Consider the following 24,751-nt stretch of genomic DNA (forward strand, 5'->3'; position numbering starts at 1 on the left):
ATAAGGAGAGGATACAATGGCTGGATTACTGCACAATCCTTATTTCGCCACTGTCGCCTATTTTGCCCTGACCGGTTTGGCCATGATCCTGTTTCTGAGCATTTTCGAAATGGTCACCAAGTACCGCGTGTGGAACGAATTGAAACGGGGAAATTTGGCGGTCGCGATGGCCACCGGCGGGAAAATTTTTGGCGTGGCCAACATTTTTCGCTTTTCGATACAGCATAATGACAGTATGGGACAGGCGTTGGCCTGGGGCTCGTTTGGCTTTGTGCTCTTGCTGTTCAGTTATTTTGTGTTTGAATTTTTGACACCGAGCATCCATGTCGATGGGGAGATCGAGCGCGACAACCGGGCGATCGGCTTTATTGCGATGATCTTTTCCATCGGGTTTTCTTATATAATCGGGGCCGCATTGTCAAGATGACGATGTTATCCAGGTAACTGCGTTATGCAGTTATCCTGATAAAGGGAGGCTGCATATGGGAGCAGAACAAATTCCGGTGAAGGTGAAACACGCCGGTACAACGGAGGAAATCCTTGTTCGGCGCGGAGAGAATTTGCTGATGGCCATGGTCGATGCGGGCTTACCGGTGGCGTACCATTGCACGACTGGCAAATGCACGACCTGTCGCCTACGGATGGAGATACCTGCGGGATCCGCTGCACTGCCATGCGACACGGAGCGTTACCGCCTGGGCGAGCAGGCAATTGCCCAAGGCATTCGGCTTGCGTGCCGTGTGTTCGTGGAAGGGCCGATGCAGGTCGATTTGGAGCTGTCTTATTGATGCTTTTCCCACAACGAAGTATAATGAGGACTTGCAAGAGGAAAGCGAAAGCTAGAATAGCGAGGTGAACTCACCTTGGAAGTGCTATACAAGGTGCTCATCGTATTCTGCCTGCTGTTTATCGCATCAGGCGTTGTGTATTACCTGTATTATCTCCCGAAGGTTCCCAATGTGCCGGTACCAAGCGGCGCATTTGGCTCACTTCTTATGCAATTATTACCATGAGCGTCAGACGCTCACGAGTGAAAGAGGAGATTTGAACATGACCAGTTCTGTCCGTGTCGCGGTTGTGGGGCTTGGTTTCGTCGGGCTGCCGCTCGCTTTGACATATGCGATGAAAGGAGCAAGCGTCATTGGGCTGGATGTGCTGCCGCACGTGGTCGATGAGATCAACAGCGGTCATTCGCACCATTTGGAGCATTACCAAGGCAAAACGCTTGCAGATATCTTAAAGGAGCAGCTGGCTGCTGGACGTTTCCGCGCCACCACCTCCTATGAAGATGCAGCGCAAGCGGTTTCGAATTATATTGTTACCGCAGGCTTGCCGGTTCACAACGGTGATCCCGATCTCAGCCAATTGAAAAGCGCTGCGCAAACATTAGGTGCTGTCCTGAAAAAAGGCGATACCGTGATGATTCGCAGTACTGTCGTGCCGGGTACAACTCAGGAAGTGATCCAACCGATCCTCGAAGAGGTGACCGGACTTGTCGCAGGCGTGGATTTCTATTTGACCTATTGCTCCGAGCGCATCGCTGAAGGGCGTGCCTTCGAAGAGTTCATGCATATGCCGCTCGTCTTGGGCGGGATCAACGAAGCGAGCGTGGAAAAAGGAAAAGAGTTGCTTTCCTTTATCAACGACACCGAAATCACCGTTTCCGACATTCGTGTAATTGAAACAGCCAAAGTCATCGAGAATATTCAGAGGGATGTCAATATTGCTATGGTGCAAGAGTTTGCCCGCTTTTCCGAAGCCTTTGGCATCGATACCTTTGAATTGATCAAAGTGGCTAATACGCATACGCGCGTCAACCTGTTGACTCCGGGACCAGGCGTAGGCGGCTTCTGCTTGCCGAATGCGCTGCATTACCTTATGCCTAAGGCAAAAGAGCTTGGCGTGGCTTTGCCGCTTTTGGCAACGGCACGTAAGACGAATGACGCTGTGCCAGCAACGCTGGTCGGTATCCTGGAAAAGGCGCTCGTCGAGTCGGGCAAGACTTTGGCCAACAGCCGTGTCGCCGTGCTGGGGATCGCGATGAAAGACTTCTCCAACGATGACCGCGTGAGCCCGGTTCACGACATCATCGACAGCCTAAAAGCGCAGCATGCCGATGTCGTGTCCTACGATCCGGCCGTCCCAACTGTCCGTGAGCACAAGGTAGCGACGCTCGAGGAAGCGGTTCGTGGCGCTGACGCTGTCATTTTGGCCGCAATCCAAAAAGAGTTCGCCGATCTGGATTGGGCGCATGTTGTCAGCCTGATGGGCAAATCGCCGATCCTGTTCGATTTGAAAAACCACATTCCGCGCGAGCTGGATGCGACGGTAAACGTACTGCGCATTTGAGTATATGATCAAAGAAAAAAACCTTGCCGCGGCAAGGTTTTTTTCTTTTTCTTCTCGTTACCAAAACTTCGCGACACCAGCGAGGTTCAGCATCGCGCGCATTACTTTGTACATTTCATGCTGATCTTGGCACACGACAGATACCTCGGTTGTACCGAGCTTGTATTCCGAGCCTGGGATCAGTGCGGCCATCTCGGCTTGTCCGGCATGGGAGAATTCGATTTTCAGCTCCAGCGGCGTTTCGGTTGTGAGCGGTTGAATCTCTTTGATGCGAGCGAGCGCCTCGATGGTTTTTGATTTGATTTCCGCTTGGGCGGCAGACAATGGCAAACAGATGGCTGCTGTGCGGGAAGCGGCGGTTTTGACGATCGCGGTGCTGATGCCAGGAATCAAGCTTTTCGCTTCTTCCGCAATTTGGTCATCACCAGAAACCATGACGACAGGAACGCCCAGCAGGCCAGCATAAATTGCGTTAAAACCGAACTCGCCAACGACTTGTCCGTTCACATACAGGTTTTTGATGACGCCAGACATTGTGTGGCTGAGGACGCCAGGAGCGCCGTGGCGGGAATGGTAGCCCAGGAAGATGGCGGCGTCATAGGAGCTGTCCAGTCCATGCATCATGGAGTAATCGCGGCTCGTTCCAGAGAGCAGCTTGGCTTGTGGGTGCAGGTTTTCGATCAGGACGTTGCGCATGTTGTCATGGCTGTCAGCCACAAGAATGTCGGTTACGCCCGCTTCCAGTGCGCCTTCAATCGCAGCGTTAGCATCTGCGGTCATGAATTGACGGCCGCGATCGTAGTTGATGCCTTGATCGGGATCACAATATGTAACATCGATAATGCCTGAAATCCCTTCCATGTCGATCGAGATAAAGAGTTTCATGCTATGACACAACCTTTCAAAAATATTTCGAATTAATCTTCTCTTATCTCGACGGTTTGTGCAAGTAAATCGTTTGCTTTTTTTGCCAGTGGAGACAGACAAATAAAAAAACAGAGGTACCGGTGACAGGTACTTCTGTTTTTATCGTGCAGCATCGGCCAACAATTTACGGTACAGCTCCAGCGTCTGCCGAGCCATCTGGCCGATTGTGAACGTTTCCTCCACCTTGGCTAGAGCTGCGTCCGCGAACCGTGCGCGCAATGCTGGGTCAGCTGCCAGCCTTTCCATCGCCCGCACCAGCTCTGTAACGGAGTTAGGGGGGATCAGCAAGCCGTTTTGATCCTGGAATACGAGTTCTTTCACGCCGCCTACGCTTGTGGCAATCACAGGCACTTCCGCTGCCATCGCTTCGATGATGGTGTAGCCCATGCCTTCATACAAGGAAGAGTGCACGAACGTATCGAATGCGTGCAAGACAACAGGAATGTCCTGACGGAAGCCGGGAAAACGCACGTACTCAGTCAAATTCAGCTTCGCAGTCAAATCCTCCAGCCGCGTCCGTTCCGGTCCATCGCCGACAAGCACAAGCCGATAAGGGATCGCTCCTTTTTCAGCGGCGATCAACTGCGCAAATGCTTCCAGGATCAAATGCAAGCCTTTCACCGGCACAAACCGCGCCATCGTACCGAAAATGAAAGCGTCCTGCGGTAAGTTCCATTCCTGAAGCAAACGCTTGCGATCGGATTCCTTCAGCTGTGTTTGGCGAAACGGGGAGAGATCGATCCCGTTGAAAATCAGGCTGATTGCATCAGGTGCGACGCGATCTTGACGCAGCAGCTCGCCGATGGCTCCGCTGATCGCGATGTAATGCTTATTGTAATGACGGGTGAGCCGTTCCATCCACGATACGGCAAAATAGGCAAGCTTGCTGTGATAATCGTAGCGAAGGTTGCTATGTACGGTCGTGACGAGGACGGGAACCGAATGCTTGACGGCCAGCCGGGTAAAAAAGTTGGCTTTGATCCCGTGCGTATGGATGATATCCGGTTGATATGTATGGACCGCTTCCTTGATGCCTTGCAAAAGGCGCAAGTCAAAACGGCCGAATTGATGTAAAGGAATGACCTCGATATTGGCCTCCCGCAGCCGGGAAGCGAACACGGAATCATAGAAGCAGACAACAGCAACCTGCGCCTCTTCTTCCGGAAAGGCTTGAATCAGGTTGAGTATATGCTGTTCAGCGCCACCAAACTCTCCTCCCCCGATGACGTGGAGGATACGTAATTTGCTATTCATCGAATCCACCCGAACCTTTCCAAACAGACCATTTCCAATATAGCAGATGGTGATTACATTCGCAATAACACGCAAGATATGGTATGGTTATCAGTGAAATTTTTGCACAGGGAAGGTTAGTCCAATGACAAAGAAACGGTTGCTGATGGTTTGCTATGGGTTCCCGCCGATCGGCGGCGGAGGAGTTCCGCGCCCGTTGAAGATGGCGAAGTATTTGGGCGATTTTGGCTGGGATGTGACGGTTTTGACCGTGGAGCCCGGCTACCATGCAACGCTTGATCATAGTCTTTTGCAGGAGGTTCCGCCTTCTGTGCAGATTGTACGTGCCAAGGAATGGAAGGTTTTCGCCAGAGGAGGGGCAGCCGCGCCAACGCCAGCTGCGCAGTCTCAAGGAGCGAATCCTGCTCCTTCCGCAAAGGTACGCTTGAAAAAAACGATCATTGCTTTTTTGAAAAAAGTGAGGCCTTACTTAATGATACCAGACGATCAAATCCTTTGGTATCCACAGGCAGTAAAAACAGGGCAGGAATTGATGAAGCGGGAGAAATTCGACGCGATTTTTTCCACCTCCGGTCCAGCGACCAACCATCTGGTGGCCAAAAAGCTTGCAGATGAGTTCGGCTGCAAATGGATCGCGGACTTCCGTGACCCATGGACGCAGAACATGCATCAGACAGGCATCGAGTGGCGGGAAGCGCTGGAGGAGCGGCTGGAGCGCGGCGTCATGGCGAGAGCCGATGTTGTCACAACGGTAACGGCGACGTTCGTAGAGATGTTCCGCGAGAAGTACGGAGACACGATCAAGGCGATGAAGCTGATTTACAACGGCTTCGACCGCGCCGATTTCGCCGACTTGCAGCCGCAATTCGAGGTGCCGGACCGATTCCACGCTGTCTATGCGGGCATTCTGTACCAAAAGCGCAATCCGCGCTTGCTGCTCGAAGCTGTGCGCGAATTGATCGATGAGGGGCGTGTGGAACAGTCTGACATCCTGTTCAGCTTTGCAGGTGTGTTCGATTATCCAGGCTACACGGAAAACCGGGATTGTGTCGAAAGGCTGCAGCTCGGTGAACAGGTGCGCTTGCTGGGCAATTTGCCGCACAAACAGGCGCTTGGGCTGATGAAGGGCGGAGATGCCCTTTTGCTGGTCGGAGACGTATCGGCAGATGCCGGGGCTTACATCCCAGGCAAGCTCTATGAATACATGGGAATCGGCAAGCCGATATTGGCGCTGAACATGGCGGGAGAGGCGACTGAGATCATCCAGCAGTTCCAGCTGGGGGAAGTGTGCGACCCGACGGACAAAGACCAGATCAAGCAAGCGTATCTCGCTCTGTATCAAGCGTGGAAGGCGCAGAGAGCGCAGCAATCCGCAGGCGAGGTAGAAGGAGCCACCCGCGACGATGCAAGCTTCTACGAGCGTGTGAAGCCCTATGAGCGGCGGTATCAGGCGGAGCAGCTTGCCCTTGAGCTAGACAAGCTGCTTGCCATGGAACAAAGAAAGGAACCCTCGCATGTTTGAGGGTTCCTTTTTTCTTTGCCTTATTTCGACTCGCCGTGCAAATAATTGAAAAATGGCTGGTCAACCCAGAATTGGTATGGCGTAATCACGATGGATGGGTCGAGCTTTTTGAAGCCAGCAACAACGTCGGCGGATTTTTCATTGAGAGAAAACGGATGTGCAGTATACTGACCTTTTGAAATCAAGTTGTTGGTAATGGTTTGGTAGCCCTTCAGCTCGGTTTTGGAGAAGTACAGTGGCTGCCACCAGGAAGCGTAAATCAGGCCTTTTGGATTTTCTTCATTTTTCTTCGCGAACTTGTTGATCACTGCGTCGAAAGCTTCCTTATCTGCTGTATTGTTGAATTCAAAGCTGAGATCATACTCTTTTGAGTATGCGATGTAGTTGCCGTTTTCGATCTGTACCACTTTATAATCTGGGGTTTGGACAGGCTCGCCCCATTCTTTTAGATAGAGGAATGCCGATGTTTTTGGCTCGAACTGCACCTTAGCGTCCAAACCCTCGCTTTTCAGCAGACCGATCAATTGGATGGCATGCGTAATGTCGCTGTGTCCATAGGTCAAGGAAAGCGCCGGATCAAAGTTGGCGTTGAAGCGGTTGTCTTTCAGGTTGTAGCCGGTTACGAGGCTTTGCTTAACGGCCTCGTCGACAACTTTGCGCAATTCCGGAGCATCGATCAGGCTGGACGCAGTCCATGCTTGATACACTTTGCCGTAGATGTCGCTGTCGCTCACATAGCCCAAATAATGCTTGTACGCGCCGGTAAAGGAAAGCGCCTTGCCGATCAGCGTGCTTGCCAAATCAGCGGTGGCAGGCTTTTTATCAGTCAGCAAACCGTAGTAGGAAGCAGGGACGAGGTTCGTGTCGATCGCTGCAGCGAGCTCCTGTGCGGCGGTAGGTGCCAGGGCTTGTCCGTTTACGTTTGCTTTTGCCAACGCTTTCGCTACTTTTTCTTGCGGGTAGGAATAAGCAAGTTCTTTCAAACCAGCTGCGCGCACGGCCAGCGAAACAGCATCAGCAGCAGTCAAAGCGCTGTTTGCTTTCGTATCGGACGAAATAGCGGTTTTTTCAATTTTCAGTGCTTTCGCCAAAGCGTCGATGTAGCTCGCTTTTGTGATGGAAGCGGAAAATTGGATGTCATAATTTTCTTTCAGGTAAGCGGCGTAGTTTTCAACTGCTGCTGGTGCCACTGTGGCTGCTGCGGTAGGCGCAACGGTCGTTTGCGCGAATGCACTCGTTCCTATGCCGAGCGAAGAAAGCAGAATCGCGGAAGCGAGCGTAGTGCTCATCCACTTGTTGGTCTGGCGTTTTTGTTGTGTGGAAAACTTGTTCAAGGCTGTCATGTTCTCTCTCCCCCAATTAGAAAACTTGGCTTGGCCAAGCTGTTGCGCCGACAGAGTATACGGGATGAATAAAACCGATAAAAATAGTCGGCATTTGTATTGTTGACTAGGTTAGCATGTTTTTCCTCAACTGTCAATGCAATGAAAAAGAGCCGCCAGAAATTTTCTGACGGCTCGATGAATGAGCAGAACGGGTTTGTTTGCTCCGCATTAGTAAAGCAAATACTTCTCCACTTCACTGATGTCGGGGAGCTTGATGCCCGGATCGTTGTATTTGAAGAAAGTGTAGTTCACTTCCTGGTCCATGTATCCTGCACCTGGGAGCGGGATGATGATCCACGTCTGATATTTGAAAATCAGGTCGGAATCTTCTTTTTCGCTGTCTGTTTTGCCGTCGTTGCTGACCCAGATGGTGGTTTTGATCGTCGATTGCTTCAAAAGCTCCTGCATGTCAGGACGATCTGCAATTTCTTTTTTCAAGTCGCCAAATAGGTCGCTGTTGCTGCCCGCCAGCCACTGTGCGCCGCTGATCTTGATCTGGAAGGGCGTCGTATCCACACCCATGATCTTCTCGCTCGGCAACTGCACCGCATTGGTCAGGAACGGAAGCCAATCGTCAAAACCCTTCCATACGTCGAACGAGAGCGGCTGCTCTTGAGCAGTAATCCAATAGTCGCCGTTACGCAAATACGTTTTATCGTGATAGCGGTAATATTGATACGGCTGCGCGGCAATGCGCGCATTGACCAAATAGCCCTCCGGCTTGCTTACGATACCATCGAACATGCTGGTCGTCGTCCGGGACAGGATGGTGTTTTTCACATATCCTGTATACCAGAACTTTTGCGCATTCGGATCGGTTTCAGCCTTTTCAATTGCCTTTTTCAGACGTTCGACCGCGAGTGGACCTGCCGGCGTTCCGATATCGGTGGGAGCTGTTGACGTGTTTGCTTTCAATTCCTTTACGTCTGACGGGTAGGTGCAGCCGCCCAGCAGGAACGCGACCGACAAGCATACGGGAGCCACACGGCGAATTGCTTTAGGAAACATGACGGAACCTCCTTACCAGGCCGTAGCCGACAAGCGCTGCAAACAGCAGAATGACGATCCACATGACCGGCACATTGTGCTGTTTTAAGACGAGCACCTGATGCGTGCCGTAAATGGATGCGACGATTTCATTTTGCTTGTCGCCGTCGACATCGCCGATCTGTACGTTGATCAGCGGCAAATAAATTTTCCACGTTTGCTCAAGTCCTTGTGGCGTATAGTGGAAGCCAGCCAGATAGCGCAAATAGTAGTTGCTGACCCAGCTTTTCGCCTTGGCGATGATTTCCGGTTGGGGATCGTTGCCCACGGTGGCGAAGTTGGAGAAGCGGAACGCTTTATCCTTCGCAGCACTGACCCACAAGACATCCCACTTACCGTCAGCCAGCGGTTTGAGCACATAGGATGGCGTATTGGCAACCAGCATTTCGTCTACATTGTCGTGATCGATGTCTGCCACGATGATATCGCTCGTTGCCAGACCGTTGATTTCTTTACGAAGGATGGTATACGTATCCTGTGTCGTCCCATCCGGGTTGACCGTCATCACAGTCAAGTTTTCTCCGAGTAGGATCAAGCCTTCCTTACCGCCGGGCAGCCGCATCGTATCGAGCAGCTTGGTTGCAGTTGTCGGGGTTGAAAAGGCGACCCCGTTAAACGTCCCGCTCAGCTTGCCAGCGCGGATGGACAGGTTGGTGAACTTAGACCCGTGGCCAAACGTGGAACGGCTGTCCATCTGGCCGTTGTGCTCGGAGAATATCTTGTCCACATTGAGCATATCCAAGAGGAACGCGCGGTACGGGGCGGTCCCGGCCTGCATCATGCCCTCGGAATAAGGCTGGCGCTGCACGTTCGGCAGAAGCTGATCGCCTTTCATCATATAGTAAGGGAAGCCAGGGTAGTCGACCGGCATTTGCTCCTTGATGGCAGCCATGTCCTGGGCGGAAACTTGCTCATTCGGAATCCGCACCATTTCACCGTTTTTGTAGGTGAAAATGTACATGCTGATCGGCTCGGTTTTCAGCTTGACGATTTTCTCGGCGAGCGCGAGCTTTTCTTCAGGTGTCTCCGGCTTTTCTTCCTCTTCAGGCAATGGAGGCACTTCGTCCTTGTTACCGTAGGTGATGATCTCCATTTTGCCGTCATGGTCTACGTCATACAGGGTGATCGGGAAAAAGTCGGCCCACTCGCCTTGGTAGAGCTTAGGCGATTCCCATTTGACGTAGAAGTGATTCAGCACTGCCAAATTGTCGCGGTTAAACGTAAAGTTGCCGAGGAAAGCTATCAAAAGCAGCGCGATGATCGCATTCCAGCGCAGTTTACCGTAAAGCTTGGCCAAAATGACGATGACCAGCGTCGAGCCGATCACGCCTTGAATGATATGCTTCATCTGATCGGTTTCCAGCGTCTTAAAAGCGCGGTCCAGAAGCAAAAAGCCGATGGTAAAGACAGCGACCTCTTTGCGATGCTCCGGGCGGATCAAGTATAGCCCCAAAATGAGTACAGGGACAAAAACGATCAGCGCGATCCAGGAACCGTCTAGGAACGCCACCTTGATTACCAGATGGTATACAAGGAACAGAATTGCGGCATAAACCGCCCATAATAATGTTTGTAAACGGAAAATGTTGCGCATCGCGTTCCCCTCCTATCGCTGCTTCTGCAAGGTTTTCTCTGCCAGAAGCCCGACGAGAAAGCCCGTTGTGAGCCAGAAATACGTGCTCATGAACGGAACCTCGAAAATATTTTCAACCATATTGTGCAAGGCTGCAGCTAGCAAGCCGCAGAATATCCCCACATAGAGGAAGTAATGAGGGGATTTTCGCCGCTCCTGCGCGAATCGCAGCGCGTAGCGGAGCCCCATAAACATGAGAGTGAGCAGAAGGCCGGTGCCGAGAATGCCCGTTTCTGCGATCGTTTTGAACAGATAGCTATCCGAATAGATGGTGCCGAAATGACGAGATCCGACCGCACCGCCGTAATGACCAAGGCCTTTACCGAAGAGCGGTTCTTTCATCATCTCGTAGTACGAGTTTTTCCAGCGTGCGATCCGCCCGTCGCTTTCACTTTTCTCCAAATATTCCGCGGTGAAAAGGGTGCCGACACGATCCTTCACAGTGGAGAGGACTGGCATGTGCGGCACAAAGGAAAGCCCGGCAGCAAGCACGATGGCAGCAAGCGCGAGATAAAGCGTCAGACGTTTTTTCCACAAATAGCAGCCGACAAAGACCACGAAGCCGAATGCGAACCAGGCGCCGCGCGACATCGTGAACAAAAGCGCCGCGATGGTCGTAAGGCTGACGATCGCCCAGACGATTCGTTCTTTCTTGTCCTTGCTGTTCAGGAACAGGCCGATGGCGAGCGGTGAAGCGAACGCCATGAAGCTGCCCAATACGTTCGGGCTGGTTACGATGGAGAAGGCGCGCGTCCGTGTGCTCTCCCCGGCGTTCACCCATGCTTCAGGCGTCTGCACGCCCAGCACGACCTGCATCACGCCGATGAAGGCCACGACGAAGCTGACCAGGCCCAACACTTTCATGAATTTTGCTAGTTGTTCTTCAGAGGCGATCAAATAAAAGCCGATGAAGAAGGTGAGCACATACTCATAGATGGCCCGAAAGCCTTCGACGCTCGCATCCACATTGGACATGTCCGCGACCGTCATGCCAAGACCAAGCACAAAAAAAGCAGAAAACACATGCTTGATGCCGGGCATGATCCGCGCCCCCCGCAAAAACGGTGTGACGCAAAAGAGCAGGAGCACAATCAGCACTCCTTCATCCCACAACGAGGAGATGAACGAGATCGGTACAAATTTGCGTAATACATAGTCAACGATCGGAAAGCAAAGCAATAGATAGAGCCAATTGGCCGAAGCCATCGGCAGCTTGGTAATCGCATGTTTCATGAAAATTCGTCCCCCTGCGACATAGTTCAACCTAAACATTATAATGAAAGTATCTGAGAAATGCTATATGATCTAAGTTGGTAGTCTTAGCAAGTAGATGTGTGACAGACAGATGGGAGTTTTCAGATGAGCGTATTGAAGGCAGCCACATCCATTGTGGCGCTAACCTTGCTCGGGCGATTGCTCGGGTTTATCCGGACGATGTATGTATCAGATTTGTATGGGACAGGGGCGGCAGCGGATGCTTATTTTACGGCGCTGACGATCCCTATGACATTATTTATGGTCATTCCAGGCGCGATTAATGCGGTCTTGATTCCGACGATGCGCGGACTCATCGAGCGCAAGGCAGAAGGCGAGCGAGAGGCGTTGTACGGAAAAATGCTGGCGATGGTGACTCTGTTCTTCCTGGTGCTCTGCGCAGCGGGCACAGCGCTGTCGCCGCAAATCGCCGGTTGGATCGGTATGACCGGCCAGCGAGCTGCCCTGACTGCAGAGCTTCTCGCCTGGATGTGGCCGTCCGTCTTTTTCATTGGCGTGGCGGGCTTGTGGGCGAGCGTGATCAATGCGCACCAGCACTTTTTTACCCCTGCACTGGGGACGGTGACCAACGGTGCGGTTGTGATCGTCGCTATGTATGCGCTGGTGCCGGCTTACGGGCCGGTGGGTCTTGCGATCGCGACGACGCTCGGCTACATCGCCGCGGCAGTCCCGATGCTGCCGACGCTCAAGCGCTTTGGCTACGCGACCCGCTTTTCCTTCCAATGGAAAGAAGACGAGTCGCTCAAAGGGATGGGCGAGCGGGTCATCCCGATTATGATCGGCTCCTGCATCTCGCAGGCGACGACCTTTTTGGAGAGAGGGTTGACGGCAGGCCTCGGAGAAGGGAAAATCGCGGCGCTTTCTTATGCCAACCAGATTTTCCAGCTGCCGCTTGGCATATTCGTCGGCGCGTTTACACTGCCGCTTTTCCCGCTGCTCGCGAGCTATGTCAAGCGCGGCGAGATGAATTTGATGAAAGATACGCTGCAAAAAGGCTTGGCCTATTTATGGATGCTTATGCTTCCGGTCACGATCGGGATGATTTTGTTCGGCGAACCGGTGATCCGCCTGTTTTTTGTACGCCAAGGCGGCAAATTCGATGAGACGGGCGTCGCCTGGACCGTGTTGGGTCTGGCCTTTTACTCGCTTGGCTTGTTTGGGCTGGCTGCGCGCGATTTGCTGACGCGCGCCTTTTACGCGCTGGACAATACACGGACACCTGTGACCATCGGTGCTTGCGGAATCCTGGTGTATATCGCCTCGGCTTATGCCGGTATCCCGTCGCTGGGACATGGCGGCATCGCGCTGGCCGCGTCAATCTCTGCATGGTTCCAGGCAGTCTTACTGTTCATTTTACTGGCAAAGCGCATCGGAACTCCGGTGAGGCGGTCATTTTTGCTCACGTGCGGGAAGGTGACCGTCGCCGGGATCGTGATGGGCGCTGCGCTTTGGGCGGTCAAGCCGTTCCTTTCGCATTTTCATGTCCTGGTTCAGACCGTGGTCGGAATCGGCGGGGCTGCGATCGTGTATGCAGTCGTGCTGATCCTTTTGCGCGAATCGATGATTTTCGACGTCGCGTCCAAGTTTCTCAAACGAGCATCCCGCCCATCCAAGTAAACCGTCCCATCATAAAGGAAGCAAAGCCAGCTTACGAGTAAGCTGGCTTTTCGGCGTTTCCATGAAAAGGGTGAAAGGCATACCATAATTGGAAAAAACTGAACTACCAAAATCATAAAATTTCATAAGTATCAAAGAAAAATCTAAGAAATCTCTAATATAATGAAATCTTGATAAGTTCAAAAGAAATTGAATGAAAAAAGGTGCGATGAAAATGGTACGTAAAGCAAATGGAGTAAAGAGCGGTGAAGCCTTTACGAAAGGTACGAAGGCGTTTCCGATAGCGCTGGCAACGTTGCTTGTCGCGACACCGTTTCTATCGATCCCGAAGGCATATGCCGTTACTGATGTATCTGTAGATGCGGATGATTCGGACGTTGCTGGTGAAGACAGCGACTATACAATCAAATTCACCCCTGAGGAAGATCTGGCATCGGGTAATACGATCACGGTTTATTTTCCCGAGGAATTCAGCATTGACGATAATGTCAGCAAGAGCGATATCGAGGTGAATGGTGACACGCCGAAAAAAATCTCCTACGATGACTATGACAACTCGATCACCATCACATTGAATGGCGATTATTCGGCTGATGAAGAGATCGAAATCAACATTGCGGGCGTCATCACCAATCCAGATGATGCGGATGATTATGAGATCGAGGTAGGAACAAGCGAAGATAAAGATACGGATACTGCTTCCATTGAAATTACCGAAGATGATAGCAGCAGTAGCTCCGATGATGAATTCAATGTGAGCATCGGCGATGATGAAGAGGATACGGAGACTACATACGAATTGGGCGACATCGACCTTGGCAAGAACGAGCTGGAAAAAGGGAAGTGGGTTAGCGTTATTTTCCCTGACGATAGCATGGTTCCGGATGACATCGATACCTCGGATGTAGAAATCAATGGCTATGAAGTGTCCGACATCGACATTAGCGGTGATAAGGTAGACCTGAAAGTGCCAAGCAAGGCAGATACCGATGACACGCTCGATATTAATTTCATGAAGGGTGCCGGTATTACAAACCCGTCCGAAGATGACAATTACACGATCAAAGTGAAATACAACGGCAAAACGTATGAATCCGAAACGTTTGACATCACAGGATCCAGCAGCTCGTCTAGCTCCAGCTCCAGTTCGAGCTCCGGTTCCACCAGCTTGAGCGTTGATCCTGACGATTCAACTGTCGGCGCCAAAACAAGCTATACAATCGAGGGGAAATTCGGCAGCAAAAAACTGCAAAGCAGCTCGCAAATCAAGCTGGAATTCCCGTCGAGTGTCAGCATTCCAAGCATTTTGTCCACATCCGATTTCACGATCAATGGCAAAACGCCAAAAAGCGTCTATGGCTACGGCAATGTCCTGTACTTGACCACACCAGACAGCTTCAGCTCGACGAGCAACGTGACGGTCGAAATTTCGAGCGATGCCTGGATTTCCAACCCGAAAACAGCGGGAACGTATACGATTACCGCGACGGTAGACGGCAAAACGGTTACATCCGATTCCTATACCGTGACGGGAGGAGTCACTCCGACACCAACGCCAACTCCAACACCAACGACGCCGACTACGCCAACCACAACGACACCGGCGAATAACAGCACGGCAACGATCGCTCTGACCAACACGGCGCTGCAAAAGCCGACCGGTCTGACGATCAACCTGAAAGCATTGGCACAGCCTGTCCAAAAGAACGTAGACTTCCTTGAGGTTGTCTTCCCGGCTAGCTACAAACTGCCAGGCGCTGTATTGCCATCGGCTGTCACAGTAAATGGTGTGGCTTCGAGCTATGTCGGTATCCGCGGGCAAAACCTGCTGATCTATCCGGCGCAAGACTTGCCGGCAGCTACTGCTGCAACGATCGCGATCAACGCAAGCGCGAACATCGTTAACCCGGCAACGAAAAATACGTACAGCATCGGTCTGTACAGCTCGGAAGAAAAAAATCTGCTGTTCGCGCGCTCGGTAGGCGTGGGCGGTGCAGTCGCGCCGACGACTCCGGCTTCGAAACCTGCAGCGCCAACCATCGTGTACAACCCAGCATTGCCATCGAACGCTGCGGTGATCAAGCCGAATGTGCCATCCTTCATGCTCGGCGGCAAACTGTATCCGCTGGCACCGACAACCTATCTGGCAAGCAACTCGACCAGCATGGTGTCGCCGCAATTTTTCAAGGAAGCGTTGGCTCTGACCACCACGTGGAATAACAGCATGGTTGCAATTGTGAGCAATGCCAAGAGCGTGAAGCTGACTGTTGGCTCCAATGTGGCAGTTGTCGGCTCTACGACCATCACGCTGCCGACAAAAGTTGAACTGAAAAACGGCACGCCTATGATTCCGGTCAAAGCCGTTGCGGAAGCACTCGGTTACAAAATCGGCTGGGATGCAAAAACATCCAACGCTTACGTATACAAATAAACGAATCGCTTTATCGGAAAAAGCCGCAGAGACTATCTGCGGCTTTTTGTTCTAGCCAACCCAAGCGCATGCAAAAACCCCTCCCAACCGCCGAGTGATTCGGGGTGAGAGGGGTTTATCATGTTCCTGGATTTCTATTCTTGTTTTTGATAGACGCACACGACCATTTTGACGAAATACTCGCACAAGCCCGGCAGCTTGGCCAGCCCTGAGACGATGGAGCGGAGCGGAATTTCCTGCTGATAAACCGCGGGATACTTCACACCTTTTTGAATGCGGCGGAAGCGTGCGATCGTCATGCGGTTGATGTACGAGAAATACTCGGTGCCGTCGCCACGTTTACTGATTCGGAATGAGACGCGATCCTGACCGTCTGGCAGCGGGGCCACAAGCCTCTTGTAGGCGTTGATCATTGCCTGTTCGGAAAACAGGGAATGAACCCACGGAATGCCGATCGCATCGGAAAGGTGAGCACCATACGGATGATAGTAGGGCGGGAAGTTGATGTACAGATGGCCGCCTGGCTTGAGCACGCGGAAGCACTCAGCCAACGTTTTTTCCGGTTGGTCAACATGCTCCATCGCGTCGTTCATGATGATGGTGTCAAACGTCGCATCTGCAAAAGGCATCCGGGACGCATCACCTGTCATAAACTCTGCGATATCCGCCAAACCTTTCTCACGGGCGAATGCATTGCCTTCTTCCGCATAATGAGGGACGATGTCGATCCCGATGATTTTTTTCGGGCGGAATGTAGCGTAGTAGCACGTTTTGCCGCCACCGCCGCAGCCGATGTCCAATACGGTCTTATCCGTGAACATCTGCTCCTGCGTGTGGTAGGGCAAGAAAAACTGAATCGTTTGCTGCCCTTTTTGGAACTGCCATTCGGTATAGCTCATCTTCCCGCCATTCGCCAGATTGAACGGATGCACGGGAAGTGGGAACATGCGGTTTACTTGAAGCAATATCGTGGAAGACAAAGACAAAACGGTTCCTCCTTACCTCATCTTCAAGGCTTTCAGCACGAATTGGCTGGAGCGCATCGCTTCTGCGCTAAGCGTCTCAGAGCTTGCCACAATGCGGCTCTGTTCGGCGTCCAGCTGATCCAGCCGTTCCTGAATCAAGCCAAGAAGTCTTTCTGAGTCCAAATCACGTATATGACCAGCAGACGGCATATTAGCCCGCTCGACGAATCGGTCGATTTTGGGGTCATAGGATATGCCAATGAACGGAATTTTTAGCATGCAAGCGAGAATCAGCGAGTGCAGCCGCATTCCTATCACGTAGTTTGATGCTTTGAGCACACTCATGATATCGTGGAAGCTGACCGGATTTTCCAGCAGCATGGCACCTGGCTCCTTCATGAAAGAGATGATCTCTTTGGAAGGGGCGATATCGCTTGGATAGTGCATCGGTAAAAACAGGACATTCCAGCCTTTGCCGACAAAAAAATCGGCTGCATCGGCAACCGCCTGCTTAAAGCGCTCCTCTTGCTTCCAGTTGCGCGCGGAGAAGACGACCAGAGGGCGCGTCAAGTCAGCAAACAAAGAGGACAGCAGTTCTTGTCCCGGCTTGTCCGGAATGTCGTCAGGATGTATCGTAAGCGCAGGATCAGCCGTGACGTACAGAGGTGCCTTCGTGACGCCACAAGCTTTAAAATCCTGTCCTGATTCATAATCGCGTACCGTAATGACATCGACCCGGTTGACGACCTGTTTGATCAAGCGCCGACTGAGCGTGGTCAGGATCGGCCCGAAGCCTTGCGCATAAAAGACGACCGGCTTGCGAAGCAGCTTGGCGATCGTCACAATTCCTAAATAATAAAGGACGCTGCGAGGGCTTGTCACATCCTGCATCAATGTACCGCCGCCCATCACCAGCAAGTCGCAGCGTTTCAGTTCACGTACAATCGTAGAAGGACTCCATCGGTTGTATGCGGGAATTCCGAACAATTGTGCAGTTCGTTCCGGCTGGTTAGACAGGACGGACATTTCGATATGCGGTTGTTCCCGTCTAAGCGAGCTGATGATGCCATAGAGCACAACATCGTCCCCGGCATTGTTGAAGCCATAATACCCGGAGATGAGAATTCGCGGCATGAGAGTACCTTCTTTCTATTCGACGTGCATAAGAAGTACAACCTCAAGTATAATAGAGGAAATACAAGGAAGTAAAGCGGACTAGAGAACGTACATGATGCCGCCGCCGATCAAGGCGACTGCCAGGATGATGAAGCCGATCATCAGGTAGAGCATTCCCTTATCCTTGCGGCGACGATAAAAAAATTCATCAAACATGAAGCAACGCCTCCTAAGCGTGAAATCCACATTTTATATTACCATGTAGACACCATGAAAGACTACAAAACGAGTGAAAAAAGGAGTAAAAAATGAGTCGGTTTTGGCTGAAATATACGATTTCCCTTCCTGCGGATCTCGAGGAGGTCTTTCTCGCAGAGCTGTTGGACAGTACTTATACACTAGGTTGGACAGAACCGCAAATCGAGGTGATCGTGACGGAAAACGGATACGATTACCAGGAGCAGCCGGAACAGCCGGTTATCGCGTATGTGTTTGAACCGATGGAAGAGGAACAGCAGGCGCTAGTGGCGCGAATGGAAGAATACCTACAACGGTGGGAAGGCGCGATCTGCCTGAAGGCTGTGGAGCAGGTGAAAGAAGAGAATGAAAGCTGGAAAGACGAGTTCGTCCCCGTGCAAATTGGTAGTTTGACGGTCGCACCCTCATGGACAAAAGAAACCTTGCAAGACGCAGGCCCAGTTCTGTGGATCGATCCGGGTGCTGCGTTCGGGACAGGCTATCACGGCACGACCCAAGACATGCTCCGCTTTTTGCAGGAAATGGATGTGACGGGAATGCGTGTGATCGATATCGGAGCGGGTTCTGGTATTCTTTCTATTTATTGTGCGCTTCATCATGCCAAAAAACCGGTGTATGCGCTCGATTTGAACCCGGAAAGCGAGTACGAAATCAGGCAAAACCTGGCGCATAATGAGTTGGATGCAAGCAGCGTGGAAGTTGTGATTGGCGACGCCACCTCGCCAGACATGGCGGAACGCATTCCGGAAAAAGCCGACCTCATTTTGCTGAACATCGGCGGAGATGAGGACGTGGCGATTTTGCCGCTCGTCGGCAAGCTGCTGGCACCGGATGGCACGGTCATTTTCTCCGGACTGGTCGAATGGAACCGCGAGGCGATCGCGGACAAGCTGGTTACGGAAGGCTACAGCATCAAGGATCAGCGGCAAACGGATGAATGGGTCACGCTCATGGCCAAAGCGGCGCGTTAACGTATAGTCCTCCCCATACTAGGCAATACTGCGAAATATCCCCACCTAGGCTCACAGACGCACAGATGGGGATATTTTTCGTACGGATGATGAACCTATCACGATTCGATTCCGGCGGTTATGGGAGGAAGGGCATGAAATCAACTGCGTCTCGCGGTATCAAACAGGTGCTGGTCTATATGGGGGCCGCTATCCTGTTGGCGATTCTTGCATATGTAAGCTATACCTTTTATCACTACAGACAGATGACGCATGAGTGGTATCAGCCGCTCGCGGAAACACCAGCCGATGCGACGAACGTACAGGGGATGGAGCATGTGCTGATCAACCAACCGGCACCGGTGGACGAATTGCCGCTAGGTCCGCAAAAAACGTTGAAGCCGTTTACGCTCCTCTTGATCGGCATTGACAGTAGAGATGGCGAAAAGGCGCGATCCGACACGATGATTCTCTGCACCGTCCATCCTGCGGATCAGCGCGTGTACCTGTTATCCATTCCTCGCGACAGCTTTATGGAGCTGCCTGGCCGCGGCTATGACAAAGTAAATCACGCCATGGCGTTCGGCGGTCCCGGCATGGTCAAGACTGCTCTGCAAAACTTCCTCAATGTAAAAATCGACCGCTACATGACCATTGACTTCGACGGCTTTCGCAAAATTGTCGACGAGCTCGGCGGCGTGGAAATCAATGTGAAAAAGCGCATGAAATATACCGATCCTACCGATGACACCTATATCGATTTGAAGCCGGGCTTGCAGACGCTGAACGGCAAGCAGGCACTCGATTACGCCCGTTACCGCAAAAGCGATCTCGGGAAGGAAGACAGCGATTACGAGCGGATCGTCCGCCAGCAGGAAATCATCAAGGCATTGGCAGGAAAGGGCGACTCCGTCCAATCTTTCCTGAAAGCTTTTAAGCTGATGGACATTTTGGGCAAGCACGTCAAAACCGATCTGACACAGCAGGAAATCTCCTCGCTCTTAAAAACCTACTATGATCCGCAAAAAAACCATATCGAGACTGACACCTTACTGGGATCCGATGAGCGCATTTGGCGCAACGGGATTCGCGGCTGGTATTACCTCGTGCCGAAGGAGGAGCGCAAGCGGGTGCAAAAGCAACTGGAAAAAGAGTTGAGCTCGTAAAATAAGCAGTTCTCCTCTTGTTGCCCTTTGGTGAAAAAGAGTATGATAGGACGATAGATTTACTCTTTTGGGGGAGATTGCCAGATGAATTATCGGATTGTGCAGCAAGTGACGCTTGTCGACATGAATAATGAACTGATTAATGAAGTCTTCTTTGATCACGGGGTATTCGAAACCTTTTTCCTGCCAATCGGAAGTTCGGTTGTGACGCGGCCGCTCGGATTAAAACAATTCGAGGTCGTGCATGACAGACGGACCGATGATGTCGTCCGCTTCAAAATCATCGATACTGAAATCAATCTCGTGACACAAGGCCAGGAAGTTAGGGCGTTCCTCGAACCGATCACCCTGATCATCGGTCAGCATGATGTGGGCGAGTTTTACGAAGAATAGGAAAGTGAGCCGCTTTTTCAACGAGAAGCGGCTTTTTTTTTTGAGTTGGAAAAATCAGAACATTCACTTACAATGAAGGGAGGAAGAGGTTATGCAAATATCGGTAAACAGACCAGTAGAGTTGGGCCATACGAAGGATTGGAGGGTTTCGGACCATGTCAGATACCAAGCCTTGGATTGCCAACTATCCGCAGGAAGTCCCTGCTTCACTGGAATACCCCCGTGTTCCGGTGACAGCGTTTCTGAAACAGTCTGCGGAGCGTTTTCCTCATCAGAACGCACTCTATTTTCTGGGAAAGCAGATCACGTATGCACAGCTGCTGTCAATGTCGTATCAATTTGCACATTCCTTGATGCGCCGCGGCGTCAAAAAAGGAGACCGCGTCGCCGTCATGCTGCCCAATTGTCCCCAAGCCGTCATCGCGTACTACGGCACTTTATTTGCAGGTGGCACAGTGGTGATGACCAATCCGCTCTATACCGAACGCGAGCTGATTCATCAGCTGGTTGACTCGGGAGCCGAGGTCATCGTCGCACTCGACCAGCTCTATGGCCGGGTCGAAAAAGTCATGCCCCATGTGTCGCTTACGCACATCATCCTCACCAGCATCAGCGATTTTTTGCCCTTCTTCAAAAAAATGCTGTATCCACTCGCACAGCGAAAGCAAAAATCAAACGTTCCCGCCATTACGTATTCACAGGATGTTGAACCGTTTCTGCCTGTTTTAAATGAAAACGCTGCTACTCCAATCGAGGTTGAAATCGACCCTGCGCAAGATTTAGCGCTGCTGCAGTACACGGGCGGAACCACGGGCGTAGCCAAAGGCGTTATGCTCACCCACCGCAACCTTGTCGTCAATACCTTCCAGTGTCAGGCATGCCTCTACAAAATGGAGCAAGGGAAGGAAAAAATTTTGACAGCCCTGCCGCTGTTTCATGTATTCGGCATGACCGCAGCCATGAACTACGGCATATCCATCGGAGCGGAGATCATACTTGTGCCCAAATTCGATCCGGGCCAAATTTTGCAGTTGATCGATAAACAGCGGCCCAGCATGTTTCCGGGAGCGCCTACGATGTTCATCGGCCTCTTGAATCACCCCGAAATCCAAAAATACAATCTTTCCTCGATCAAAGCTTGCGTGAGCGGCTCCGCTCCGTTACCGCTGGAGGTACAGACCCGCTTTGAGGAGCTGACCCAAGGCAAAATTGCCGAAGGATATGGCTTGACCGAGTCATCGCCAGTCACACACTCCAATCCGTTTTGGGGGCGGCGGATCAGCGGTAGCATCGGTTTGCCATGGCCGGACACAGACTGCCGTATCGTTGACCCGGGTACGGGCGATGAGCTGCCGCAGGGCTCGATTGGCGAGCTTGCGGTCAAAGGCGATCAGGTAATGCTCGGCTACTGGAATCGTCCGGAGGAGACAGCGGCTGTCTTGCGTGATGGCTGGCTATTGACCGGTGATGTCGGGTATATGGACGAGGACGGGTATTTTTATATCGTCGACCGCAAAAAAGACATGATCATCGCCGGGGGCTTCAACATTTATCCGCGCGAGGTCGAGGAGGTGCTGTTTGAGCATCCGTCCGTTCAGGAAGCAGCTGTAGTGGGTGTGCCCGATCCGTATCGTGGCGAGACGGTCAAAGCCTTCATCGTCCCAAAAGCGGGCTGCGAGTTAAATGAGCAGGAGATGGACCAATTTTGCCGACAGCGGCTGGCTTCCTACAAAGTCCCGCGCGCTTATGAAGCGCGCAAGGAGCTGCCCAAGACGATGGTAGGGAAAGTGCTCCGGCGCCAATTGCAGGAAGAAGAGAAGAAGCGGCACGAAGACCAGTCAGCCAAGTTAGGCTGACAAATGAATACGTTGTTTCCGGGAGCGATGCTGCCCTATCCAGTCTGGCTGGGAGGGAAGATCGCTTTTTTTGTACTGTTCATCCGAGGTTCCGCCAAAAAGCATGGTGAAGCAGGTTTTGTAATAGGTGAGAGCAGGCGTTGACACTGCGCTTTGTCATCGTTTACACTTGGTGTGAATGAATGGTCATTCATTGTTGTTATTATCATCTGTTGAATCGAGTGGAGGTACTTATGGCAAAAAAAACGGGGGAAAAATATCAAGCCATTATCGATGCGGCCGTAAGGGTCATTGCGAAACACGGGTATCACAATTCCCAAGTCTCGCGCATCGCCAGAGAGGCGAAAGTGGCAGACGGTACCATCTATCTCTACTTTGAAAACAAGGACGATATCCTCATCTCTGTCTTTAACGAAAAAATGGGCCAGTTCATTGAAACATGCCGTGAACGAATCTCTACAGCAGGGACGATTCAGGAAAAGCTGTATATCTTGATTCATGCCCATCTAAGCCAGCTGTCGCAAAATCCCGAATTCGCCATTGTCACACAGATCGAACTGCGTCAGTCGAACGAGAAGATCAGCAAAGGCATCGGCGAGGTGCTCAAAACATATCTGACGCTGATCGACGGGATTATTGAAGAGGGCATCGCAGAAGGCATTTTCCATGAAGAGCTCGATGTGCGGATGGCGCGCAAAATGATTTATGGCACCATCGACGAGACGGTCACGTCATGGGTCATGAAACAGTGCAAATACGATCTCATCTCACTGGTAGAGCCGATTCATAACCTCTTCCTGTATGGATTGGTTCGCAGGTGAAAAAGCTTGTTCATCAATTGCTTTTCATCTCCGCCTATTTTTGGTACAATCAACGTATTAACAACAGACTGAGCGTTCGCTCAGTTTTGTTGCGCGGGTAAAGCCTTCTTTTTACGCAGCGGCAATCTTGATGAAACGTCTGCCAAAAGAGGTTTTCCAAGTTATATCGCGAAAATTGCTAAAATACTGATCATAGAGTATGGAGGGAGAGAACATGGCTTATACCACTGTACATTATGAAGTGGCGGATCGCGTCGCTTGGCTTGTGATCAACAATCCGCCGGCAAATGCGCTGAATCAGGCAACATTGACCGATTTGGGCGCCGCACTTGATGAAGCGGCAAAGGACGATCAAGTGAAAGCGGTCGTCATCACGGGAGAAGGGCGCTTTTTCGTTGCCGGAGCCGACATCAAGCAGTTCACACAGCTCGGTGAGGCAGAGGCGCAAGCGCTTTCGGAAACCGGACAGGCGCTATTTGCGCGCATCGAGGCGTTCCGCAAACCGGTCATTGCTGCCATTAACGGAGCCTGCCTCGGTGGAGGGCTGGAGCTCGCGATGGCTTGCCACATCCGTTTTGCTGCTGCAGAAGCAAAGCTCGGGTTGCCTGAGCTGAACTTGGGCATCATTCCAGGCTACGGTGGCACGCAGCGTCTGCCGCGGTTGGTTGGTCCGGGAAAAGCGACGCAGCTGATGCTCACCTCCGACATGATCGGCGGCGAGGAAGCCCAGCGTATCGGCCTGGTCGAAGCGGTATATCCAGTAGAAGTGCTGCTTGATGAAGTGAAAAAACTGGCTGCCGCGATCACCGCAAAAGGACAGCTCGCTGTCGCGTATACGCTAGAAGCGATTCAGGCAAGCTTTTCGGAAGACCATGATGCAGGATACCGCACCGAAGCTCGGGTGTTTGGCCAAGTGTTCGGTACCGAAGATGCCAAGGAAGGCATCAGTGCCTTCATCGAAAAACGGAAGCCCGAATTTTCCGATCGTTAAATATATGAGGAGGGGAATCTCATGAACATTCTGGTTGTGCTTAAATCTACGTTTGATACCGAGGAGAAAATCGTCATCCAAAACGGTGGCATCAGTGAAGACGGGGTAAAATTCATCATCAATCCGTACGATGAGTATGCCGTGGAAGAGGCGATCAAGCTGAAGGAAGAGCATGGCGGCGAGGTCACGGTTATTTCTGTCGGACCGGATCGCGTGCAAAGCGAGCTTCGCACGGCCCTGGCTATGGGTGCTGACAAAGCGGTGCTGGTTGACGATGAATCGCTGTTTGGCGACGAGTACACCACAGCGAAAGTGTTGGCTGCGGTTGCTCGCAAAGTCGGCTACGACATCATCCTCGGCGGCCAGATGGCAGTGGATTCCGGCGCAGGCCAAGGTGGTCCGCGACTTGCAGAGGAACTGGGCATCAACCATGTCTCCACAGCCGTGAAGCTCACAGTGGACGGTTCTACGGTAACAGTTGAGCGCGACATCGAGGGCGACCTGGAAGTGGTGGAAGCAACCCTGCCGGTTCTCATCACCGCGCAGCAAGGACTGAACGAGCCGCGCTACCCTTCTCTCCCTGGTATCATGAAAGCGAAGAAAAAACCGTTGGATATCCTCTCGGCAGATGACCTTGGTCTTTCCGCTGATGAAGTGAAAGCGAAAACGACGGTTGTCGATACGTTTCTGCCGCCGAAAAAGCAGGCGGGCCGCATTCTTTCCGGTGACATTCCTGCACAAGCGGCGGAACTGGTCCAATTACTGCGCAGCGAAGCGAAAGTGATCTAAGGAAAA

General features: G+C 51.9%; 21 protein-coding genes. 13 read left to right on the top strand and 8 right to left on the bottom strand.

Annotated features, from left to right (window positions below; genetic code table 11):
* Nucleotides 1–16: 16 nt before the first annotated feature.
* The 3 genes from EDM56_RS07520 (at nucleotide 17) to EDM56_RS07530 (ending at nucleotide 2,349) form a co-directional block, all read left to right on the top strand.
* Nucleotides 17–427: a DUF350 domain-containing protein gene (locus EDM56_RS07520; RefSeq protein ID WP_122917283.1), complete on the top strand. Its 411-nt coding sequence runs from the start codon at nucleotides 17–19 to the stop codon at nucleotides 425–427.
* Nucleotides 428–482: 55 nt separating this feature from the next.
* Nucleotides 483–788, top strand: a complete 306-nt coding sequence (locus EDM56_RS07525; RefSeq protein ID WP_122917284.1) for a 2Fe-2S iron-sulfur cluster-binding protein — start codon at nucleotides 483–485, stop codon at nucleotides 786–788.
* Between the two features lie 262 nt (nucleotides 789–1,050).
* Nucleotides 1,051–2,349, top strand: coding sequence for a nucleotide sugar dehydrogenase (locus tag EDM56_RS07530; protein ID WP_122917285.1), 1,299 nt, complete (start codon nucleotides 1,051–1,053; stop codon nucleotides 2,347–2,349).
* A gap of 57 nt (nucleotides 2,350–2,406) precedes the next feature.
* Here EDM56_RS07530 and EDM56_RS07535 read toward each other — a convergent pair whose 3' ends face one another.
* A complete protein-coding gene (locus EDM56_RS07535) occupies nucleotides 2,407–3,234 on the bottom strand; it encodes a M55 family metallopeptidase (protein WP_122917286.1) in 828 nt (275 codons plus the stop codon).
* Between the two features lie 141 nt (nucleotides 3,235–3,375).
* On the bottom strand, nucleotides 3,376–4,530 hold the full coding sequence (locus EDM56_RS07540) for a glycosyltransferase (protein WP_122917287.1): 1,155 nt from the start codon (nucleotides 4,528–4,530) through the stop codon (nucleotides 3,376–3,378).
* Between the two features lie 124 nt (nucleotides 4,531–4,654).
* On the opposite strand from EDM56_RS07540, the gene EDM56_RS07545 reads away from it, so the two are divergent.
* Complete coding sequence (locus EDM56_RS07545; RefSeq protein WP_122917288.1) at nucleotides 4,655–6,052, top strand: glycosyltransferase; 1,398 nt, start codon at nucleotides 4,655–4,657, stop codon at nucleotides 6,050–6,052.
* Between the two features lie 20 nt (nucleotides 6,053–6,072).
* Here the strand turns inward: EDM56_RS07545 and EDM56_RS07550 are convergent, their stop codons facing one another.
* The 4 genes from EDM56_RS07550 to EDM56_RS07565 all read right to left on the bottom strand — a co-directional run bounded on the left by EDM56_RS07550 (nucleotide 6,073) and on the right by EDM56_RS07565 (nucleotide 11,350).
* Nucleotides 6,073–7,395 (bottom strand): hypothetical protein, encoded by a 1,323-nt coding sequence (locus EDM56_RS07550; protein WP_246009301.1) that lies wholly within the window; start codon nucleotides 7,393–7,395, stop codon nucleotides 6,073–6,075.
* A gap of 210 nt (nucleotides 7,396–7,605) precedes the next feature.
* Nucleotides 7,606–8,445 (bottom strand): hypothetical protein, encoded by an 840-nt coding sequence (locus EDM56_RS07555; RefSeq protein WP_122917289.1) that lies wholly within the window; start codon nucleotides 8,443–8,445, stop codon nucleotides 7,606–7,608.
* A complete protein-coding gene (locus tag EDM56_RS07560; RefSeq protein WP_122917290.1) occupies nucleotides 8,435–10,078 on the bottom strand; it encodes a hypothetical protein in 1,644 nt (547 codons plus the stop codon). Before EDM56_RS07560 ends, EDM56_RS07555 begins: the two co-directional genes overlap by 11 nt.
* Before the next feature lie 12 nt (nucleotides 10,079–10,090).
* Nucleotides 10,091–11,350 carry an O-antigen ligase family protein gene (locus EDM56_RS07565; protein WP_122917291.1) on the bottom strand — a complete coding sequence of 420 codons (1,260 nt, stop codon included), beginning with the start codon at nucleotides 11,348–11,350 and terminating at the stop codon, nucleotides 10,091–10,093.
* Nucleotides 11,351–11,476: 126 nt separating this feature from the next.
* Here EDM56_RS07565 and murJ point away from each other — a divergent pair, with 126 nt between their 5' ends.
* Together murJ and EDM56_RS07575 are read left to right on the top strand one after the other, a co-directional pair.
* Complete coding sequence (murJ, locus tag EDM56_RS07570) at nucleotides 11,477–13,009, top strand: murein biosynthesis integral membrane protein MurJ (protein WP_122917292.1); 1,533 nt, start codon at nucleotides 11,477–11,479, stop codon at nucleotides 13,007–13,009.
* 214 nt (nucleotides 13,010–13,223) lie between these two features.
* Nucleotides 13,224–15,440, top strand: a complete 2,217-nt coding sequence (locus EDM56_RS07575; RefSeq protein ID WP_122917646.1) for a copper amine oxidase N-terminal domain-containing protein — start codon at nucleotides 13,224–13,226, stop codon at nucleotides 15,438–15,440.
* 134 nt (nucleotides 15,441–15,574) lie between these two features.
* Here EDM56_RS07575 and EDM56_RS07580 read toward each other — a convergent pair whose 3' ends face one another.
* Together EDM56_RS07580 and csaB are read right to left on the bottom strand one after the other, a co-directional pair.
* A complete protein-coding gene (locus tag EDM56_RS07580) occupies nucleotides 15,575–16,426 on the bottom strand; it encodes a class I SAM-dependent methyltransferase (RefSeq protein ID WP_122917293.1) in 852 nt (283 codons plus the stop codon).
* A gap of 12 nt (nucleotides 16,427–16,438) precedes the next feature.
* Nucleotides 16,439–17,539 carry a polysaccharide pyruvyl transferase CsaB gene (gene csaB, locus EDM56_RS07585; RefSeq protein ID WP_122917294.1) on the bottom strand — a complete coding sequence of 367 codons (1,101 nt, stop codon included), beginning with the start codon at nucleotides 17,537–17,539 and terminating at the stop codon, nucleotides 16,439–16,441.
* 290 nt (nucleotides 17,540–17,829) lie between these two features.
* On the opposite strand from csaB, the gene EDM56_RS07590 reads away from it, so the two are divergent.
* The 7 genes from EDM56_RS07590 to EDM56_RS07620 all read left to right on the top strand — a co-directional run bounded on the left by EDM56_RS07590 (nucleotide 17,830) and on the right by EDM56_RS07620 (nucleotide 24,745).
* On the top strand, nucleotides 17,830–18,750 hold the full coding sequence (locus tag EDM56_RS07590; RefSeq protein WP_122917295.1) for a 50S ribosomal protein L11 methyltransferase: 921 nt from the start codon (nucleotides 17,830–17,832) through the stop codon (nucleotides 18,748–18,750).
* Between the two features lie 134 nt (nucleotides 18,751–18,884).
* Nucleotides 18,885–19,895: an LCP family protein gene (locus EDM56_RS07595; protein WP_122917296.1), complete on the top strand. Its 1,011-nt coding sequence runs from the start codon at nucleotides 18,885–18,887 to the stop codon at nucleotides 19,893–19,895.
* An 84-nt stretch (nucleotides 19,896–19,979) separates the two neighbouring features.
* A complete protein-coding gene (locus EDM56_RS07600; RefSeq protein ID WP_122917297.1) occupies nucleotides 19,980–20,288 on the top strand; it encodes a hypothetical protein in 309 nt (102 codons plus the stop codon).
* 155 nt (nucleotides 20,289–20,443) lie between these two features.
* Nucleotides 20,444–22,144, top strand: a complete 1,701-nt coding sequence (locus EDM56_RS07605) for an AMP-binding protein (protein ID WP_122917298.1) — start codon at nucleotides 20,444–20,446, stop codon at nucleotides 22,142–22,144.
* 233 nt (nucleotides 22,145–22,377) lie between these two features.
* The gene (locus tag EDM56_RS07610) at nucleotides 22,378–22,965 is read left to right on the top strand and encodes a fatty acid metabolism transcriptional regulator FadR (RefSeq protein WP_122917299.1); all 588 of its coding nucleotides are present in this window, start codon (nucleotides 22,378–22,380) and stop codon (nucleotides 22,963–22,965) included.
* Nucleotides 22,966–23,179: 214 nt separating this feature from the next.
* Nucleotides 23,180–23,956, top strand: a complete 777-nt coding sequence (locus EDM56_RS07615; RefSeq protein WP_122917300.1) for an enoyl-CoA hydratase — start codon at nucleotides 23,180–23,182, stop codon at nucleotides 23,954–23,956.
* Nucleotides 23,957–23,977: 21 nt separating this feature from the next.
* A complete protein-coding gene (locus tag EDM56_RS07620; protein WP_122917301.1) occupies nucleotides 23,978–24,745 on the top strand; it encodes an electron transfer flavoprotein subunit beta/FixA family protein in 768 nt (255 codons plus the stop codon).
* Nucleotides 24,746–24,751 lie beyond the last annotated feature (6 nt).

This window comes from Brevibacillus fluminis (assembly GCF_003710825.1).
Taxonomy (GTDB): Bacteria; Bacillota; Bacilli; order Brevibacillales; family Brevibacillaceae; genus Brevibacillus_D; species Brevibacillus_D fluminis.